The 20,742-nt window shown below is 46.8% G+C and carries 12 protein-coding genes and 1 pseudogene; 5 read left to right on the top strand and 8 right to left on the bottom strand.

Features of this window, described 5'->3' with window-relative positions:
* Window positions 1-49 precede the first annotated feature (49 nt).
* Window positions 50-1,912, top strand: coding sequence for an N-acetylmuramoyl-L-alanine amidase (locus tag H6F66_RS13875; RefSeq protein ID WP_190422188.1), 1,863 nt, complete (start codon window positions 50-52; stop codon window positions 1,910-1,912).
* 4 nt (window positions 1,913-1,916) lie between these two features.
* Here the strand turns inward: H6F66_RS13875 and H6F66_RS13870 are convergent, their stop codons facing one another.
* The 5 genes from H6F66_RS13870 to H6F66_RS13850 form a co-directional block, all read right to left on the bottom strand.
* Window positions 1,917-2,354, bottom strand: a complete 438-nt coding sequence (locus H6F66_RS13870; protein WP_190422186.1) for a hypothetical protein — start codon at window positions 2,352-2,354, stop codon at window positions 1,917-1,919.
* 352 nt (window positions 2,355-2,706) lie between these two features.
* Entirely contained in the window at window positions 2,707-3,501 is a 795-nt protein-coding gene (locus H6F66_RS13865; RefSeq protein WP_190422184.1) for an Rpn family recombination-promoting nuclease/putative transposase, read from the bottom strand.
* Between the two features lie 223 nt (window positions 3,502-3,724).
* Window positions 3,725-5,839, bottom strand: coding sequence for a TIGR00300 family protein (locus H6F66_RS13860; protein ID WP_190422182.1), 2,115 nt, complete (start codon window positions 5,837-5,839; stop codon window positions 3,725-3,727).
* Window positions 5,840-6,135: 296 nt separating this feature from the next.
* Entirely contained in the window at window positions 6,136-6,828 is a 693-nt protein-coding gene (locus H6F66_RS13855) for an arylesterase (protein ID WP_190422180.1), read from the bottom strand.
* Between the two features lie 287 nt (window positions 6,829-7,115).
* On the bottom strand, window positions 7,116-7,388 hold the full coding sequence (locus tag H6F66_RS13850) for a hypothetical protein (RefSeq protein WP_190422178.1): 273 nt from the start codon (window positions 7,386-7,388) through the stop codon (window positions 7,116-7,118).
* Between the two features lie 168 nt (window positions 7,389-7,556).
* On the opposite strand from H6F66_RS13850, the gene H6F66_RS13845 reads away from it, so the two are divergent.
* The gene (locus tag H6F66_RS13845) at window positions 7,557-11,111 is read left to right on the top strand and encodes an NACHT domain-containing protein (RefSeq protein WP_190422176.1); all 3,555 of its coding nucleotides are present in this window, start codon (window positions 7,557-7,559) and stop codon (window positions 11,109-11,111) included.
* A 62-nt stretch (window positions 11,112-11,173) separates the two neighbouring features.
* Here the strand turns inward: H6F66_RS13845 and H6F66_RS13840 are convergent, their stop codons facing one another.
* The 3 genes from H6F66_RS13840 to H6F66_RS13830 all read right to left on the bottom strand — a co-directional run bounded on the left by H6F66_RS13840 (window position 11,174) and on the right by H6F66_RS13830 (window position 15,013).
* A complete protein-coding gene (locus H6F66_RS13840; RefSeq protein ID WP_190422174.1) occupies window positions 11,174-11,464 on the bottom strand; it encodes a hypothetical protein in 291 nt (96 codons plus the stop codon).
* A gap of 66 nt (window positions 11,465-11,530) precedes the next feature.
* Window positions 11,531-14,599 carry a phosphoenolpyruvate carboxylase gene (gene ppc / locus H6F66_RS13835; RefSeq protein WP_190422172.1) on the bottom strand — a complete coding sequence of 1,023 codons (3,069 nt, stop codon included), beginning with the start codon at window positions 14,597-14,599 and terminating at the stop codon, window positions 11,531-11,533.
* Between the two features lie 168 nt (window positions 14,600-14,767).
* Window positions 14,768-15,013: a hypothetical protein gene (locus tag H6F66_RS13830; RefSeq protein ID WP_190422250.1), complete on the bottom strand. Its 246-nt coding sequence runs from the start codon at window positions 15,011-15,013 to the stop codon at window positions 14,768-14,770.
* Between the two features lie 503 nt (window positions 15,014-15,516).
* Here H6F66_RS13830 and H6F66_RS13825 point away from each other — a divergent pair.
* From H6F66_RS13825 to H6F66_RS13815, 3 genes and pseudogenes are all read left to right on the top strand, one after another.
* Entirely contained in the window at window positions 15,517-18,621 is a 3,105-nt protein-coding gene (locus tag H6F66_RS13825) for a DUF1574 family protein (RefSeq protein ID WP_190422170.1), read from the top strand.
* Window positions 18,622-18,676: 55 nt separating this feature from the next.
* On the top strand, window positions 18,677-20,257 hold the full coding sequence (locus tag H6F66_RS13820) for an MBOAT family protein (RefSeq protein ID WP_190422168.1): 1,581 nt from the start codon (window positions 18,677-18,679) through the stop codon (window positions 20,255-20,257).
* Window positions 20,258-20,497: 240 nt separating this feature from the next.
* A pseudogene (locus tag H6F66_RS13815) lies at window positions 20,498-20,742 on the top strand (photosystem II q(b) protein); the annotation flags it as partial.

Genomic DNA, 20,742 nt, shown 5'->3' with positions numbered 1-20,742 from the left:
TGGAAGAGAGACAATGAGCCATTAGCAATAAACTAGGGAAGAAGGACAAATGAAAAACATCCTGGGAATTGCTGTATTAAGTTTGGTCATGGCAGCGCCAGCATCGGCGAAACAATCTCTCCACATTTCCTATCCTCCAACTAACCACAAAACCACATCTGACAAGATTTTCCTGATAGGCACGGCTCCACCGACAGGCGAGGTTTTGGTGAATGGAAAGGCTATTGTACGGAGTAAAAAGGGGCATTTTGCGCCTAGCTTTGGGCTGAAGCCGGGAGAGAATTTATTGACGGTTCGATATCAGAATCAAGAAGTCAAAATAAAAGTCACGCGGACTTCAACACAGCCAACTCCACCGAAAGGGTTGGGATTTGCGAAAGATTCTCTGACTCCAACAGTGGATATTGCTAGGCTGCCCGGAGAGCTAATTTGTTTTGGCGCGATCGCTCCGGAAAATGGCGATGTTTCTGTCATGCTGGGCGGTCAAACTATTCCCCTGATGGAACAGCCGCAGGTGGTACAATTACCAGCAAATTCGGCGGCGTTGACCGAACAAAATCAACCTTATGCTATTGCTGGAGCCGGACAATATCTAGGTTGTGCAGCAGCAGCAGCAGCAGCAGATTTAGGACATCCTCAATTTCAATTGACGATGAATCCAAAAACAGCAAATCCTGGTCTTCCCATTCCTCTTCCCCAAGAACCCCTACAGGTTACACAAAAGCCTGCTGAAAACGACAAACCAAAACCCACTACCACAAAAACACCTGCTTCTACGACTCAGACGGGGCCAGGTAAGGTGCAGATTTTGAATCCAGCCAATCTAGAGGTTGCTTCTGTGATTGTTGATGCTGGTGTCGCCAGAACTGGGCCAAGTACAGATTATTCTCGCCTCACGCCGCTACCGAAAGGAACCCAAGCAACGGTTACAGGTAGAGAAGGGGAATGGGTGCGCTTAGACTACGGCGGTTGGATTAATAGTCAGGAAGTTCAGATTGTTAAAGGTGCAGTACCGCCGCGCACCTTCATTCGCAGTATCCGGGCGCGTCAGGTTCCTGGTGCGACAGAGGTGATTTTTCCCTTGCAAGTGCCAGTACCGCTAGTTGTGCAGCAAGGCGATCGCGCTTTGAGATTAACACTTTACAACACTACCGCCCAAACAGACATTATTCGCCTCGATCCCGATCCCGTGATTTCTCGCCTCGACTGGGAACAGGTAATGCCGGGAATGGTGCAATATACCTTTAACCTGAAACAAGCGCAGCAATGGGGTTATACAGTCAGATACGAGGGGACGAGTTTGGTGCTTTCTCTGCGCCATCCGCCTCGCTTGAGTTCTGCGTCCTCTAGCAAGCCTTTATCTGGGATCAAAATTCTTCTCGATCCCGGACATGGCGGTAAAGAATCGGGTGCGGCGGGGCCTACAGGTTATGCGGAAAAAGATGCCAATTTATATGTGTCGAAGCTGATCGCAAATCAGCTGATTGCACGGGGGGCTACTGTGTATCTTACCCGCGAGACGGATAAGGAATTGTCGTTGCCCCAACGGACGGCGCTCATTGATGCAGTGAAACCCGCGATCGCGCTTTCCATCCATTACAATTCTCTCCCCGACGATGGCGATCCTCAAAACACCAAAGGATTCGGGACTTTTTGGTATCATCCCCAAGCTCAGGATTTAGCGGTATTTCTACATAACCACATAGTGCAGGAAGGGGGTCGTCCTTCCTATGGTGTTTTTTGGAATAACCTAGCGCTTGCTCGTCCCGCCTCCGCACCGTCAGTGTTGCTAGAACTCGGTTTTATGAGCAATCCAGAGGAATTTGAATGGATTACGAATCCCAGCGAACAGCAGAGAATGGCGCAAGCGATCGCAAATGGCATTACTCAATGGTTCAAAGCGACTCGATGAATACTCAGTAACCGACGCAGCTGTAAGCGCTGGAACTGCTGGCAGCACTGGTGCTACTTGTAACACCTCCACGGCTTACACTACTCGAAGCACTGGCAGAACTGGCAGCAGTTACACAATTCATCCCACCTCTCCTACTGAAACCACTAGCACTACTGGCAGCAGCACCTCCAGTATTAATGTTTCTATTAGGAATAGGAGGAGTATAAATTCTTCTATTAGGAATAGGAGGAGTATAAATCCTTCTATTAGGAATAGGAGTATTAGAGACACACAATTTGCTTAAATCCAGAGTTGACCCCGCCTGAGTTTGCATATAGCAATATGGTGTCTCAGGGCGGGAGTTATTAACAGGGGCGGGAGTTTGAGTAAAACCAACCTTACCTGGTAAAAAAACATAGGCTGCGGTCAAAGCTAAAGTTAGAGTAGAAAGCTTTAACATACAATGATCTTCATAAAATTACTTTTTATATTTTCCTCTATATTTATTAATTTTAATTCAGTAGAATCCCTCGATTGCCTACTTTAAATTAGTAGGTATTTCCATTAATTTAAAATTAAAGTTTTGGTTAAATATTTTAATAATTACCAAAATTTACATAGAGCCAAATTTAAAGCAATTTATGAAGCACATATTTATTTACTAGCAAAGCGGGTTATGGCTGAAAAGCAGTGTAAAAAATAATCATGCCTGTTGTAGGTGATACTAATGGGGTAGCGAGAGGATGAGGAAGCGATCGCGTTTGGGAGGGAATGCGATCACTTCCTAAAATCTCGACTCATTTGGCACAACATTAATCAGAAGTTTGCTCAGAGGAAAATGCCTGCCTTACTTGTTCCTCTGTCAATCCCAAACCGTGAGCCACCTGTTCCACAGTCAACCCCATTGCCAGTAACCGGGGTACTGATTCTAACTTGGCTTTCATTTCACCTTCTTCGACGGCTTCTTGATAGATTCTCGTTTGCTTTAACTCACTAAATCCAAACATAGCTTCTAACTCCTGACGAGTCATTTTTGGCAACTTGTACAAGACTATTGTCTCTATCAATTCTATAATTTGCTTTCTCAGGGTTGCATCGGCAATTTCCTGTCCAGCTTTGTTTAATAGCTGTCTTGCCGTATCAATTGCTTTTTTCCTAGTTTCTACGATTAATTTCACCACCCCCACGCCAAGGGATTGTTCTGCCGCTTCCCCTAATTCATTTAAATATATCCGCCTGATTCGCGGACTTGTCAGTAACTCCCGATACTGTGGCTTTACGCCTGGATCTTGGCTTCTAGTTTTAAACAGAACTACTCCCCGCCAATCGTTAGATTGTTCATATTGAGAAAGGTAGAGAAATGTTTCGCCAAAAAAACGCTGATAGAATCTGGTATCGCGTTGAAATTGTACTTCTACAAAGTAAATAGGCTGGTCGGGCAAATCTTCAGCAGGTAGAAATACGCCATCGATGCGAAAGGCAGTTTGTTTAACTTCTACTGATTTGAATTCATAGGCATCGCCTGTTGAGGGAGGTTGTCCGATGAGTTCAAAGAAGATGCCGGGAAACTGTTGAAATAGTTGATAGAAAATCGAGTCGGTTTTCACCAGTTTTAGAAATAAAGATGAGCAATAATATCAAATCCGGTTGATTACCCGTAATTAAGAAGAACCCCACCTGTCCATCGCCTGCGGCTCTGGCTCCCCTGTTTGCTTGCAAACAGGGGTTGGGGTTCTTTTTTTATCAGCAATAAACCGCATTTGATATAAAAAGGCAAAAGAAGTCTTGATATTTTCCTTTTGCCTTTTTATTGTCCACCCCACAAGTAAATTAAACAGTGTGAGCAGTTTGATAAGGACTCGTCAACTTATCCAACTGTTGCACTAACAAGCTGAGGAATAAACCCACATCGGTGACAACGCCGACAGATTCCACAGAACCGCGATCGCTTAATTTCGTCACCACTGCTGGGTTAATATCGACGCAGACCATTTTCACCCCGGCTGGGGTCATATTTCCGACACCGATGGAATGAAGCATAGACGACAGCATTAGAATCATGTCTGCGCCTTCTAACAACCGGGCATATTCTTCCTGCGCCTTAATCATATCCGTCTGAGTATCTGGCAAAGGGCCATCATCGCGGATGGAACCAGCGAGGGAGAATGGCACGCCAGCACGGACACACTCATATAAAACGCCACTGGTAACAACACCTTGCTCAACCGCTTTCTCGATGCTGCCACAACGACGAATCATGTTAATTACCTTCAGGTGATGGCGGTGTCCGCCGCGCACAGAAACGCCGCGTTTCATATCCACACCAAGGGAGGTTCCCATCATCGACTGTTCGATGTCGTGGACTGCGATCGCATTTCCTCCCAGCAACGCCTGCACGTAACCTTGGCGAATCAGATGCGCCAAGTGTTCGCCGCCGCCAGTGTGAATCACAACAGGCCCAGCCGTCACAACCACTTTGCCACCTTGATCGCGGACTTGGCGAAGTTCCCAAGCAACTTGCTCAACCACCAATTCCACGCGGCGTTCGCTGGAAACGCCAGCAGACATAAAGCTGAATTCTTGGGTATTTCGCACTTCCCGCGATTCTGTTTTACGCACGGTGCGGATACCGACGACATCGACAACTACGCGATCGCCAACTTCTAAATCTCGCAGCAGCTTACACCGCGCAACAATCCCGTTGGAAGTGTCGGTAATAGCGATCGCGCCATCCATGCGCTGTCCCAGCACCTTGATCCATTCTCCATTTACCCGTACTTGTGTCGGATAAATAGTTGATACGTAGAAATCATCGGGAGCTACACCCGCTTGCACCACTGGTTCCAGTTTTGCATCGCGCTCGTCTTGAGGCAGATCCACCGCCCCCAAATCAATCAACTGCGATAAAATCGCTTCCATCACTTCGTGGGAAGGAGCCGACACCTTCACCTCAGCACTTGAGGTACTTTGTCGCTGTGCTCCCAGTTGGAAATTGAGAACCTGGAAACTACCCCCATTTTCCACAACTAAATCTAAAGCCCGGTTGATTAAGCCAGTGTCCAGCAAATGTCCTTCTATGCGAACCGTGCGGCTTTCCACGGAGACAGCTTCATGAACTTCCGTTCGCACAGGTTCCGTCACCCGCAGCGTCAAGCACTTAGCTGCACCACCCGCTTTCAAGAATTCCGTTAGCGGCGTTTCAATTACCTGGAAACCAACATCGGTAAGGCGTTTTTTCAGGCTTTCACTCGCCTTATTCATCACTACAACGCTATCAATATTCACGGCGTTGCAGGCGAAATTCACCGCATCCGCTTCTGCGATCGCAATTCGCTTCTCCGGCGCGACTCGCATTTCAATGACGCGGTTGGAGTAAGAATCAAACGCAGGGGGATAATACAGCAGATAGCCGCCATTCAAGGGACAAAAGCAGGTATCCAAGTGATAGAAGCGCTCATCCATCAGTCGCAGCGAAAGCACTTCGATATCTAACCACTTTGCTAGATACGGGTGCGAGTCGAGTTCCGAACGGAAACCGTACCCCGCCCACAGCCAGCGCCCTTCCCGATCCAGCAGCGCATCGCCAGCACCTTCAAAGGGCAAGTCTTTGGGCAATTCATGCACGGTGCAGCCCTGCGACTCGAACCACTCTTTAAAGTATGGCTCTTCCCCTTGTCGCTCTTTGTGGAAGAAGCGACTGAGAACGACAGTATCTCCCAGAACTAGCCCAGCGTTGGCTGTGAACACCATATCAGGCACACCGGGTTGCGGTTTAACCAAATCGACAATGGCGTGGTCTTTGAGGACGTAGTGAAGCTTTTGCCATTGCTCGACGGCGCGATCGCGTGACGACTTGTGAATATTGCCCTCCATCCAGGGATTAATCACATAATCCACATCGTAATGATCGGGAGCGCACATCAAAAAGCGGATCGGGGAACTCATAAAAAAAATCTCAGGTGGATTAGATGCGAAATACTATTGGATACAGACTTTCCATGCTCCAATTCTGTCAATTTTGCTACAAAACTTTTGCCTCTGAGCTATGAAAGTCGCCTCCAGAGGCAACTACCTATTCTATTACTTTAGCGACTAAATAGGAGCTACTGGTTAAAAAAACTCATTGTTAAATTAAACCAAAAATAGAGAAACCCGGTTCTTCTAAAAAACCGGGTTTTCCTTGAGGAGAGGGAGTTGTAAGTTTAATTACACTCACCTAGTTAAGAGATGCCAATTATCAATTATTCATTACTTTTTCGATATTGCAATAAAGCGTTCGGAAAAGTAGCATCTGCTAATAATGGCTGTAAACCTTGGGCAACGCGAACGGCTAAAAGCTTCTGTCCGGCTGCGTTTGGATGAATAATATCGTCTTGGCGATATTGCGGATTATCGATTATTCCCTTCAGCACGTCTGGAATTAAGTACGCTTGTGTATCTTTAGCAACGCGCTGGACAAGTTCGTTGTATTCATCTCTAGCTAACCCCAGCTCCGGTAAACTAAGGTTCATTCCCAACAACACAACAATTGCTTTTTGTTGTTGAATTGTTGTCACTATTTGCCGCAAATTCTGTTCTGTCTCAGTTTTGGGAATTCTTCCCAAGAAATCATTTCCACCTATTCCCACAATAACTATCCAAGGTTGGGCGGAAATCACATCTTTTTGCAAGCGACTAAGTGCCATTGCAGTTGTATCGCCGCTGACACCGCGATTTACAATTGGTATACCCAACTGACGAGAGAGAACGCTGGGATAAGCTTCGGTTTGCGCCACGCCATATCCCGCGGTGATGCTATCGCCTAAAGCAATGATTTGCGTACCAGCGCCAGCTTTAAGGTTTTTGACAGTTTCGGGTTGACTAGCGCAGCTGGTAACGGCGAAAAACGAAGCAAACAGCATACTAAAGAACCAATACCATCGGCGGTGTTTCATTTTTGGGAGAGTGAGAAGCTATTTTGGCACTCTCTTAATTCTGCCAAATTCATCCAACCCGCAGGTTGAAACTTGGGGCTATATAGCGTTTCTCAGTTGGGCGGAATATATCGCGGTTCTGACGTTCTCCCCATCTTGGTAGGGACATGGCATCCCTATATATGTATCGCACCCAACCCTTGAATTGGTATACAAACGAAGGATGCGATCGCGGACTTTCTTAACCTGGTCTCGTCGGGTTTTGATTGTGTAGCGGCGATTTGTAATCGCGACTATGTGCGATCGCGCTATTTCTGATTGTTCATCCGGCGCAAATAGCGGATGTGAAGCCCCAGACAAAAGAACCATAACAGCAAAACTAATAACACGCTGGGAGATGTTTGCACAACAGTCTCGTATTGTATTGACTGTGACTGATGCTGAACCTGTCTTTGAGCTTGTAGCTGTGGTGCAAGGAAGTTGTCATGCAAATTTTCTACTGCTTCCCGTTGCTGAACTTTGTCTTTTTGCTTATCGGTTTCCTGCTGCTGAAGTTGATCTTTTTCAGAGTGCGTAATCACTGATTCACCCCGTTTGTGGGTTAACGAGGTGAATTGTTTTTTTGGGCTTTTCCCCACGCACGTTCCCCAAGCGCAGCCGGAAATGTTTGTATAATGCGGGTTACAAGCTTGGGGAAGCTTGCTGGGTTGGGCTGCTAAAAGTTCTTAATATTTTTTTTCATTTGAGTAATGCCAAGAAACATTGGCTGGCGAGAACCTGCTAAGAGTAATGCAATCAAATTGCTGGAAGCCTTGCTGTCTCTTGCGGATGGATGGGAGTTAGATGACTGTGAGTTAAAGGCAGCAGTTCAAGTTGAGTGGGTTTCAGAGAATAAGCTGCGGGTGACGGGGAAAGTTAAGCAGAAACGGGGAAAAAGGGAAACAACAGTTGAAATCGGCACCACGAAGAAAGCTTTAGTAAAGCTGGTAGAGAAAGCCGGGAAAAGTTTAGAATTTCCACAGCGTCAACAGGGAGAAGGCAGCAGCAGAGAAGACAGGGAAGCAGAAGCGGTTCAAACTGTTTTCGACTGCTTGAGAGAGTTGGGGGTATTCGAGGAAGATCCCAACAATACGAGAAAGAACCAAGGTTATTGGAAATTCACTCTGAAGCTGAAGCACCAAACAGCGTCTTTGAAAGAGAATCTGGCAGAGATTCAGCTGAAGTGGAAGGGGCAAAATCCAGAAGAACCGCCACCGCCACCAACTAACATCAACTGGCGCGAAGTGTGCCAAACCCGCCTCGACAACCAAAAGCGCCTCCTAAATAATCCCCTTACCTGTGGAAATCAGCCTGACTTCTATGTGCCGCTGGGATTGGTGGAACCGAAGCCGAAGGAGGAAATTCGACACAGGTGTGATGTATCGCCAGAGGAGGGTTCGCGGTTTTACCAACTCTCAGAGACACAAATCACCAAGACTTATAACCAGCCAAAGGAGTTTTTTGAAGAAGTCTTGCGCCAAGGGCAAAGCAAAAATAGTCAGGGGCGGCGCTTGGGAATTACTGGTGAACCGGGTGCGGGGAAAACTACCCTTTGCTACCAAATTGCCAAATGGATATTAAAGCAAAATCTGGGCGTGCCGATTTTGATTCGCCTCGCGGATATTGGCAGCAAATCTCTGGGGCAGTTTTTATTGGAAGATTGGCTGTGTCATGCTGCTGATGAAGTGGAAGCAGCACCGCCGGAATGGAAGACAGCGTTTAGGGAATTGGTGAAAAGTGGCGATGTGTGGTTGCTGTTGGATGGGGTGGATGAAATGCCTGTCGCCTCTTCGTTGGCAGCAATTAATCGGCAATTGGCGGAAGGTTGGGCAAATAAGGTGCGGGTGGTGCTAACCTGTCGGCTGAATGTCTGGGATGCGGACAAAAACGCACTGCGGGATTTTGATGTTTATCGCAATTTGGATTTTGATGAGAAGCAGGTTAAGGAGTTTATTCAGAATTGGTTTGCTGATAACCAAGAATGCAAGGGTTTGCTGCAAGAGTTAGCACAACCCAACCGAGAACGCATTAACGATCTCATCAAAAATCCGCTTAGGTTAGCTTTATTGTGTCGCACTTGGAAAAAGGGAAGCAAATTGCCAGATACCAAGGCGGGACTTTATGAGCGACTTGTCGAGGCACACTATATATGGAAGGATGAAAACCAAGAATTTGCCATTTCTCCTGAGAAGCAAAAAGAACTAAATCAGGCATTTGGGGAATTGGCAAAGCAAGCGATTGACAACAAAGACTTCCGCTTTCGATTACGGGAAACTTTTATCAAGAGTTTCTTAGGCGAACCCAATCAAGAGTTTTCCTTGTTTTGGTGGGCGCTGAAGCTGGGGTGGCTGAACCGGGTGGGATTGCCATTAGCACAGGAAGAAGATAGCGATCGCGCTGTTTATGCGTTTTTCCATCCCACGTTTCAGGAATATTTCGCAGCGTGTACGATTTCTGATTGGCACTTTTTCTTGACTCATGACAATGACAATCCTCAACCGTTACCGGGGAATGTTTACCGCATTTTTGAGCCGCAGTGGAAAGAGGTGATTTTGCTGTGGCTGGGGCGAGAGAATGTGGAAAGGGAGCCGAAAGAGGAGTTTATTAAGGTGTTGCTAGAATTTGAGGATAATTGCCTCAAGCCCTATTGGGGATTTTATCAATATCGAGCTTATTTTCTAGCAGCAGCAGGAATGACTGAATTTGAAAGTTGTAGTCGTATTGATGAGATTGTTAGACAAATTGTCGAGTGGACATTCGGTTTCTTCGATATCGATAAGCAAGCTTGGATGTATCGCGGTTTTTATCCCATCCATAAATACGCTAGGGCAGTGTTATGGGAGACTAATCGCAGCCACGTTATTGTTGTAATTAGTGAATGGTTATGTTTATGTCAAGAGGAGCGGATACGCAAGAAGGTTGCTGAAAATAATGGAAAGCAAACTGAAGAAGAAAATATTAAGCAATTAGCTTTAACTTTATTAAAGTTTTCACCTAGCAATTCCCAAGCAACTCAAGCCATCAATAATCTAGTGAACTCCTCTCAAAATGATTTATTCAAATACTTAAAATCTGTAAAATTAGAGTTTAATCAGCTAGTAGCTTATCTAAGCAATGATAGGCAAGAAAATACGGAAATAACTGATACTTTAGAAAAAGCAATTCCTAAAGATATAGATGAAATTGCTATATTGATTAACATATTGCAGAGCAGCGAGAATGATGCAAAAGTTTTTTGCGAAACTATATCTAAATTAGATAAAATAATTACTGGCAATCTATCAGCACTTCCGGTTGTTGTTAATATTATAAACCAATCTCTTATGGAAGATGGAGAAGCTGATTATTATCCCCTTTTTATAGCTCTTGAATGCTTACCAAAAATTGGAGCGGGTAGTTTAGAGGCTATTAATGTTCTAAAGGAAGTATTGCAGAGAAATTTAGATTATAGACATTATGCAATTAAGTTTAAAGCCGTATTAGCGTTAATAGCGATCGGTATAGGTAGCCAAGATGCTTTCAATATTTTAATTAAGATAGTACATCAACGGGAGAAGCGACTTTATCATCAAACTGCTTTGAGCTTACAAAATATTCTTCAAGGAGATTTGTTTCGGCAAGCAGTTGTAAATCTGAAGGGTTATTTAAATAATTCCATCTATGAGAATGATCGCGGTTTTTACATACATTGCTACTGGACACTTTTGTACTGCACTCAAAACATGACTTACGTAGACTTTTACCAAGCTTGGTGCAATCCAATTTCCACCCATCCAGAAAGTCAAGAAACCACTGCTGTTGCTTCCAACTCCTCAACGCAAAGCTTCGACTTGGCGAATTTCCTCCAACTCCTCAACACAGCGATCGCTAATAACTCCAACCTCAACGACACCATTCACCTCATTTGTATCGATGCCAGCAAATTCGATAACCCAGATAACCCCGCCTCAGAAATTTACGCCGAGATGGTAATGCAAGGCTGTCCCGAACGTCAGAATGGGGAACCGGAAACGATGCAAGCTCTCAAAGTTTATTGTCAGCTAAAATGTCAGGGAATCTTCCTAATTTTTTACGAAGATACAAGCGGCGAACCGCCCCAAAGCTTCAGTCAAACTTTCCTCTCATCTCTGAGCAAATTTCGTAACGCGAGGAGAATTTGTGTAGTGAGCGAACAGCCTTGTAATCTCCAAACTTTCTCTCCCAGTCAGCCGAATTTAGTTGCAGATATTGTGAGTTGGATTAGAGAGAAGATGATGGAAGAATAAAGCGCGATCGCTAACCTGGCATCCACCCAAGGAAAATCTGTGTCAACAAGAGTAGCGATCGCTTACTCACTTTCCTCAACTTTCTTGTGAGTTGCTAACCCAGCGATAAAAGCGCCTAAAATTGCCCCAGTCCACAAGCCAGTCGTGCTGCCTTGCATGAACGAGCCTGGCATCACCAAAGCTTTGCAAACTGGCTTGTAGCCCGGTATAGGCAAGGTATGACGCGCCCCATTTTCGCACTGTTGGGAGTGGGCAGCCCAGCTAAGTTGTCCGCCCGCGTAGGCACCGAAAAAGCCCGATGTCAGTGCTATAAATGTGCAAATTAGGGTTCGGTTTTGAGGTAGCTTGTTCATAGCTAATTGCTAATAGCTAAAAGGTAAAATATTGAATTTTGCCTTTTAGCTATTAGCCTTTTTAGATCAACCTGTATTCCGCATTCCGGCGGCGATGCCGTTAATAGTTAACAGCGCGCCGCGCAGCAATTCGCCTTTACTGTAACGAGAGTGAACAACGCCGGATGCGGCTTGTTTCCCATGATGGCGCAGGCGTTTGAGCAGAGAGACTTGCAAGAAGCCTAGGGGGACGATGGTGCCGTTGCGTAACTGCACCGAACGCTGGAGGACTGGATCGCCATCCAAAAGCTTTTGATGACCTGTGATGCTGAGAACTAAATCGCAAGTAAGGTGAAATTCTTGGGCAATTTGTTCATACAAAGCTTCAAAGCGATCGCGATCTTCCGGTCGAGATAACTCGCGCACGTAGTGGTGAGCAATCTGCAAGTCTACCTTCGAGAGAGTCATTTCTGCCTTGGAAATGACCATTTTGAAGAAAGGCCATTTGAAGTAGAAGTAGCGCAGCAGCTTCAGATTTTCCTCTGGCTCCTCGCTCAAGAACTCTTGCAACGCTGTACCGACACCGTACCAACTCGGTAGCAGGAAGCGGCTTTGCGTCCAGCTAAACACCCAAGGAATGGCACGCAGACTAGCTAAATCTTTTTTACCACCACGACGGGCTGGGCGAGAGCTGATTTGCAATTGGCTGATTTCTTCGATAGGCGTTACCTGGTGGAAGAAATCCACTAAGTCTGGTTGCTCGTAAATCAGAGCGCGATAATGCGATCGCGATCGCGTCGCTAACTCTTCCATAATTTCATTCCAGGGCTGAATATCATCAAACCCCGTCTGCAACAAACTTGCCTGAATTACAGCCGTCGTTACTGCTTCCAGATTGTAAAGGGCTAACTCTGGCAACGAGTATTTAGAAGCTAGAACTTCCCCCTGTTCGGTAATTTTGATCCGACCGTTGATACTGTGACCTGGTTGCGCCAATATCGCCTCGTATGCTGGCCCACCACCACGACCTACCGAGCCGCCGCGTCCGTGGAAGATGCGTAAAGCGACACCGTATTCCTCAGAGATTTTCTGAAGAATTTTCTGAGCCTTGTGAATTTCCCAATTACTGCTCAAGAACCCGGAATCTTTGTTGCTGTCGGAATAACCCAACATCACTTCTTGCAGAGACGTTACCATCCCATTCTCTAAACCGTTGTAGCCTCCGGCAAGGCAAGCGCGATACAAAGGCAGTTCAAACAGGCTTGCCATGACTGTTGGCGAACGCTTCAGGTCTTCCACCGTTTCAAACAGCGGCACTACCATGATGCTGCTGGAGCCTGTGGCGGGGTCATATAGACCTGATTCTTTTGCCAGCAACAGCACTTCGAGAATGTCGCTAGCTTCGCGACTCATGCTGATGATGTAAGTTCGGCAAATTTGCGGGCCAAACTCCTGCTGTAATTGCCGCAGCATTCGGAAAGTCTCAATCGTCTCGCAAACTTTCTCAGAAAACGGCAGTTCTGCTGGGATTAGCGGCCGCCTAGTTTGCAGTTCAGTTGCTAACCAGAGCGATCGCTCTGCTTCCGTCATCTCATTGTAGGACTTGGGCAGAATTTGCAGGTACTCGGCAATCTCGTTCATTGCGTCCGAGTGGCGAGTGCTTTCCTGGCGCATATCCAGTTCTGCCAACTTAAACCCATAAATTTCCACCTGGCAAATCAAATTTTCCAGGTCGCGGCACGATAAACCTGTTTCCTTCAGGTTGTGCTCTATCAGCCGCAGTTCTGCCAAAAACTCTATTCCTGAGCGGTACATGGTGGGGTCTTGGTTTCCAATAACTTGCCCATGCAGGTTTGATCCATCAGAAATTTGCCGATTGCGATCGCGGGTATTTTCCAACCGCCGTTGGATGTATGCCAGCTTCAGCCGATAAGGTTCTTGCCGATAGCGAATTGCCAGTTGCTCGTACACTTCTGGCATTTGCGACCGATCCTGCTCCAAGGAATCCAGCAAATCTGGCAAAACATCGCTCCAGTGCAACGACAGGCTCAATAGATTCGTCAGCTGTCGCAACGACTGGACATATTTCTCTAACACCAAATCGCGCTGATAGCAAGCTGTTTGCCAAGTTACTAAGGGCGTTACAGAAGGGTTGCCATCCCGGTCTGACCCTACCCAAGAACCGAACTTGCAGAAGTTATTAGTCGGAGGAGTTAACCCTTTAAAAGAATCTTTCAAAGCGTGTTTCAGGCGCTGATACAGTTGGGGAATTGCATCAAACAAAACTTCTTGGAAGTAATGCAGGGTGTAATCCACCTCATCCAGCACTGTCGGCTTAAATTGGTGCAGTTCGTCGGTGCGCCACCAGAGGCGAATTTCTTCCGTAAGCTGTTCGACGCACGCTTCCGCCTCCCAGGAAGAACTTAAGCCTAAAGCTCGAAATTCTTCTTCTGCCTGATCTAGCTGTTGCAAAATTTTCGCAAGGCGCTGCTGTTTGCCTCGAATCGTGTGGCGGACGATTTCGGTGGGGTGAGCAGTGAATACTAACCGAATATCCAGATTGTCAATCAGTCGCTGGATTTGCTGCGGTGGCATATTCAACTGGCGCAAGTGGGGAAACAACCAGTGGAATGTGCCTTTGCTTTGTTTCGCCTCTGCCTCCTGAAACCAGCTTTTTTCCAGCATATCTGCGCCGAGTCCGCCGTTTTGCGCTTCCTTCTCCATTGCCGCACTGGACAAAATTGCTGAGTCCCCATCTCCTTGCGGACTAAGGGTTTTACGCGGCGCTATTCCTCCGGGCGGGTCGCTGTAAGTAGCACGGCGGGAGAGTTGTTGATCGCGCTGTTCGTAGTGCTGTTCAACGATGTTAATCAGCTGGAAGTATAGGGCAAAGGCGCGTGAAGCTCTGATGGCTTCGTTTAAGTCCAGCTTTTCAATCACGCGCGAAACTGACAACTCTGGAGATTCTGTGGCTTGCCCTTCCGGCGAACACATCGAACGTAGTTGATTTAGCAAATCGACCAGTTCTTGACCGCATTCTTGTTGGAGAACAGACTCCCACAAGTCCTCAACAACTTTGAGGCGATGGCGCAAAAATAGGTTAGACGTGGAAGCGATCGTCAATTGCTGGTCGGACAAATGGACTAGGGAACTCATAGAGTCTATTCTCGCTCAAGAAGAATAATCAACTAATTTTAGGGGTAATTGTCTCAGCTAGTGGTTTCACTGAACACTATCTGGAGAATAGAAAATAAGGTATAGGGGATTGGGGATTGGGGATAGGGAGGAGGAAAGGAGAAAAAGTGGTTTCCTCCTTCCAGTGGTCTACTCCAGAATTTCGACTTGTGAGTGCTTTTCTGAATCAGGGAAGTGGAGAACTGGCAAGCGATCGCCTCGGAATATTTCCTCGCTACCTTGACCTATAGCCGATAGCAAATCGCTGGCAGCTTTGATGCCCACAATCCCCAGTAGCATTGGCACTGTGGCTAAACTTAACCAGATTCCCGGTGATGGTGCCGATGAATCTGCATCTCTTGTGCTTGACTGTACCTTTTTAGTGGGAGTTTGCATAGGGAGGGTTAAAGATGAGTTCCAGATGATTTTGGGGAAAATAAGATTAACAAGGTGAGATTTTCAACACCTTGGGGGCGCTGATATCTTTAGTTTATTCCCCAGAAAATCAGAGCGATCGCCTCCGCAATATTAGTATGGAGCAAGTGCGTTTACCATTTCTGTTTTCTGAGAAATAGCGCCTCAAGCGCTGCCAATGCTTTTCGTGTGTAGCTTAAGGAGTGTCTGCCTTGTGCTTTGACTATTGGCGCTAGAAGCAATTGTACAGACCCTTTAGACTTTCGGGGCTGTTAATACTTGCTGAAGTAGAAAGTATGAAGTATTAAATATGAAGTGTGAAGTGTGAATTATACCTTAAAATTTTGGGTTAAATCCAGTTTTCCCGATTTGGTGATATACAACTGTAGTGCTACCGTAACCTTCCCTAAACGACAAGGGCTAGGGCCATTGTTCATGCTTCATCTCTACCGTCTTCATTTGCAAGTCCAGGGTACAAGTTTGTGATGTTGGATACCGATCAGATCGCCCATACAGGGAGTCAATCCTCCCTCGCCCAGTGGGTTCACCGCGCTATCGGTCTTCCGGAAGTGCGCCTCCGATTTCGCCTGCGGGGAAATAACCTGCATATTCTTTGTGAAGGCTCTGAATGCCCGCCTTCGGGGACAGTTGTCAGTCGGTTTGTGCAAGCACTCAAGGTTAAAGATGAGGCATCTGGGTTTCCCGCACAAGCAGATCCCATCGACCAGGTAATCTTCTACGGTCGCGCTTTAGGTTGCCATCGTCCAGACTGGGTAAAGCAAATTCCTCTACAAGAGCTTAACCCGCATCAGTCAACTGCTGCCAGTAAGGTCGAAACAAGCGACCAGCCACAAGCGACGACTGAAGATGAGTTGACAGTTTCTAATCGCAGTCTAGCCCGGTCTGGTCAACCAGAAGCGATCGCGCAATATTTGGGCGAAATTCTCACTCCTCTGGGGGTCGGTGTCAAAGTAGCAATCAAGAATCTTCCGGCGCGGGAAAAGGGAACAGAGGTAGACAAGGTGGGTTCCTTGTCCCCAATCCCCAATTCCCAATCCCCAGTCCCCAATCCCCAATCCCCAATCCGCCGTCTTTGGGTTCTTTGTGAGTCCGACTACAGCCCTGATGAGTCATTGCTGGCGCAACCTGTGGCTCAACAGTTGCGGAATTTGAAGCTGGAAGGATTTCTGGATGCAGTAATTTGCTCTCAGGTGAGGGGAGAAAAAACCCGCGATTGGCTGCTGCGAGTGGATCTAACTCCCCCAGAAGAAATGCTCAAAGATTGGGCGCGTTGGGGAGACATTCAAGCGATCGCCCGCTTGCTTAATCAAGCGTTACAGCCTGATGGAATGCAAATTTCCGCTGTTCTCAAAGATGTAACGCTGCATTTATTCTGTAGCAAAACGGGAGCCGGAGAAGAAACCGCACCAGACAAACAAACTGCTATGGGAGCGATCGCGCCTGTATTAGAAATTTTGGCACCGCAAGGCATCCAAGCTGCAACAGTTTATGGTGTCGAAACCCACGGCTTGTCGTCAGTACCAGAACAGGAAACCCCGATTTGGATCGACTGGCTAAATTTACCAGCGACAGTGCAACCAGTCTTAACAGAATCTACCTTGAAACTGGCTCAACATGGCGACTTGAAGGCAATTCAGTTTTTATTGGAACGCCTACTGAATCCGGATCTGGACGAACGATTAGAAACAGGTGGCATTAGTTTATCCCTGCGTCGCAAACAAGATTTGTTGCACTTTATGAGCGAGTCCCTCATCTGTCCACAACAGTCGGTTGTGGGGCCGCCGATTGCTAAGTTCGTTCGCCAACTAGCGATTCCGGGAATTGCTGGAGTGAGAATATATGGCCGTCGCGCTGGTAAATCATCCCCCTTATGGCAGATGGGCGCTGATTTTGTGGCTCGCAAGCGATTGGTGCCAGAAGCTACCCCAGAATTTGCCGCCAGCGATGCTTATCTGGGAGAACTTCTCTCTCCCACAGACGAACCAGTTCTGCGTCCCGATGTCACCACAGAAGATGTAAAAGCTGCTGCTTCTGCCGCATCTGGGAATTTAATCAGGCTGGTTCAACAAATGTTGTCCGCCTCCCAGTTGTTTATTCCCACCTTGGAAATAAAAGACTTGGCACCAGCCGCAGCGAGTAAAACCAGTACCTCAATTTACAATTATTACCAAGGTTTCAAAGTTGCCTTGGTTTGGGGCGTGCTGGGATTATTGCTGACGGTGCAAACAGATTGGCTTTTGACTCAATTGCTGAAGTCAAAGCCGCAGCTTGCTTCGTCCGCTTTTAGTGGTAGAAAAATAGGCCAAGGTCAACAGACAACAGACGCAACTTTGCCGAAGCTGTCTTTGCAAAAATCCCCCGGCGCGAACGCCCGTGCATTCAACTCCCAAGGCTTTACTCGCGACGGTGATAGTAGTGTCACGGTGAGTAAGTTAAATAGAGCTAATGCTTCATCGGTGGCAATTCTGGCAGCTGCGCGATCGCCAAATCCTTCTTTTAACAACCGTCTGTTAGACGAAAAGTTGGCTCTTTACCAACAGTTGCTGACCCAACGCCGAGGCGTTCCTCCAGATGTTTTAATTGTCGGTAGTTCTAGGGCAATGCGGGGTATCGACCCGACAGCACTCGAAGATGCTCTGGCTGCACAAGGATATCCAGGTGTTAAGGTGTTTAACTTTGGCATCAACGGTGCGACTGCACAAGTTGTAGACTTTCAACTGCGCCAAGTTTTGACCTCAGAGCAATTGCCAAAATTAATTATTTGGGCGGATGGGGCGCGGGCATTTAATAGCGGTCGCGTGGATACCACCTTCAGCGCGATCGCTGCTTCCAGAGGATTCAAGCAATTGCTCGCCGGAACCTTCCCCAAACAAAGTTCAACTGCTGCCCGTCCGGGTCAAACTGCGATCGCGCCCGCAACCGAAGAAGGCGCAAGTGCTTCTTTATCACAAAGTTACCAAGCAGTCAATAGCTGGCTAAATGAAAAGCTGGGAACAGTTTCCCAAGGTTATACCCAGCGCGACCAGATGAAAGCGTGGCTTCGGGATCAGTATGCTGCCTGGGTGAAACCAGCAACGCTGAAAACAACCGTTGAGAAAGATACCGAAACCCCCCAAGAAGCCGAAGCCCGTGAAGCCGCCATTGACTTTGATGGCTTCCTACCCCTCTCAGTTCGGTTTAATCCCGCCACTTACTATCAGCGGTATGCCAGAGTCAGCGGCAGCTATGACAGCGACTATGAAAGCTTTAAAATGGACGGCACCCAAGCCGAAGCGATGGAGAAGCTGCTGAAATTTAGCCAAGATAAGCAAATTCCGATTGTTTTTGTGAATCTGCCCCTCACCCAAGATTACTTAGACCCAGTACGCACAGAACATGAGCAAGCATTTCAGCAATATATGCGATCGCTATCCCTACAAAAAGGACTGATTTTCAGAGACTTAAGCCAGCTTTATCCCACCAAACATGACTACTTTTCTGACCCCAGCCACCTCAACCGCTACGGTGCCTATGAAGTCTCCAATCAGCTTGCTCAAGACCCAATGATTCCTTGGATAAAAAAAGATTAAAAAGGCAAAATTAAAAATTAAAAACTGCTTTTTAATTTTTAATTTCTAATAAACTATGACATTCATTTCGCTTACTTACGCACTTTTCCTGGTCAGCGTTCTGGGCATTTATTGGTCATTACAGCAGCAAAAATCGCAAATGTGGGCGCTGCTAATTGTCAGTTTGGTTTTCTATACCTCACTGCAAGCGCCGACGTTAGTAAAAGAGCAAACCTGGCTGCAACTTTTAGCATCGCCACAAGTCGCTTACGTTCCCCTGCTTTTGGTTATTACTCTAATTAACTTCCGTCTGGGAAAGGCAATTGGAGAAAATACAGCATTAGGACTTTACGCCACAGACCCTAATGAAGATTGGCAGTTCGATCAAGCTTTTTGGAATCGCCAGCGACTGAAGCTTTTATGGTTAGGAATTGTACTAAATGTTTTACTGCTATTGAGCTTTAAGTACATACCTTTTTTATTAAATTCGGTGGCAGGCTTTTACGGTCAATTGACCGGAGCACCTCTACCAGTTGCGGCAAATACTGCCAGTTGGGTCAGCACTAACTTAATAGCACCCTTAGGCTTGAGTTTCTTCTCTTTTGAGTGCATTGCTTACTTAATTGATGTGTATCGCGGTGCGCCAGCACAAGAGCGTTTTTTGAATTTTGCCGCCTATAAATTATTTTTTCCCAAGTTGATTGCTGGGCCGATTACTCGTTATCATCAATTCTCAGCTCAGCTGAAAACGCTACAATTTCCGACACTAAACCAGATTACAGAAGGACTCTGGCTGATTGCCTGCGGTGCAGTAAAAAAAGCACTCATTGCAGACAGATTGGGAATTTTTGTTGATTTGTGTTTTGGCAACTTAGAACGGGCTGGCAGCGGGGATTTGTGGTTAGCGATCGCTGCCTACGGACTGCAACTTTATTTAGATTTTAGCGGATATGTAGACATTGCTCGTGGCAGTGCAATTCTGTTGGGATTTCATCTGCCAGAAAATTTTGACTTTCCCTACTTCAGTACCAGCATTGCGGAATTTTGGCGGCGTTGGCATATTACTCTCGGCGATTGGTTGCGGAATTACCTTTATTTTCCCTTGGGCGGTTCCCGGCAAGGACTGAGACGCACCTGCCTCAACTTACTAATTGTGATGCTGATTGCCGGGATTTGGCATGGTGCCGCCTGGGGATATGTCGTTTGGGGTGCAATTCATGGTATCTCCCTGGTTGTTCACAGACTCACAGAAGACCACTCCCATCGGTCGGAGAAAGCAAGGAAGTGGTGGCAAAGCTTTCCTGGTCTAGTTGTTGCATGGCTGTTAACTCAGACAATGGTGTTCGTGTCTTGGGTCTTTTTCCGACTGCCGAATCTGAAACAATCGGGTTTGGTAATTCAACGTCTCTGGGGTCATCCAGCTGATGCCCAGTTTGCCGCCAAGGTCTACGGCGAGGCAATTGGTTTGGATCAATCCCAATTGACTTTTTTGCTTTGGATTCTGGTGGCACTGATGTTCTTCGTATATACAGTACACCGGGGTCTAAAGTTACAGCTGAATTGGCCTGTGAAGCTGCTGCTGGTGCCACTGTGTCTCTACGTGGTTTGGGTATTTGCGCCCCAAGGCGGTCTACCTTACATTTATTTCGATTTCTAGAAGATAGAGGGTGCGATCGCGCCCTCTATCTCTTAATGTGCCGTCGATCAGCTTCACGTCCTACCATAACCAGCGATCGCTCTGCTACACATAAGTAAACCTGACGTTACCTATTTATAATACTTAACCAAAAAAACTGGACAAATACTAAGGAATGTAAATATTATTAGTTACATAGGCAAGGTTAAACCTGCCTCATTCATACGAACCTTCAAAACTAAATCACGCAATCATAAACCAATGACCACAACCATTCAACGTCGCGAAAGCGCCAACGTATGGCAGCGGTTCTGCGAATGGGTTACATCGACCGACAACCGCCTGTATGTAGGCTGGTTCGGCGTTCTGATGATCCCCACCCTGCTATCCGCAACCATCTGCTTCATCATCGCCTTCATCGCCGCTCCCCCAGTGGACATCGACGGTATCCGCGAACCAGTTGCAGGTTCCTTGATGTACGGAAACAACATCATCTCTGGTGCAGT

The organism is Trichocoleus sp. FACHB-6, assembly GCF_014695815.1.
Taxonomy (GTDB): domain Bacteria; phylum Cyanobacteriota; class Cyanobacteriia; order Cyanobacteriales; family FACHB-T130; genus Funiculus; species Funiculus sociatus.
This window is presented reverse-complemented; position numbering and strand designations above follow the sequence as displayed.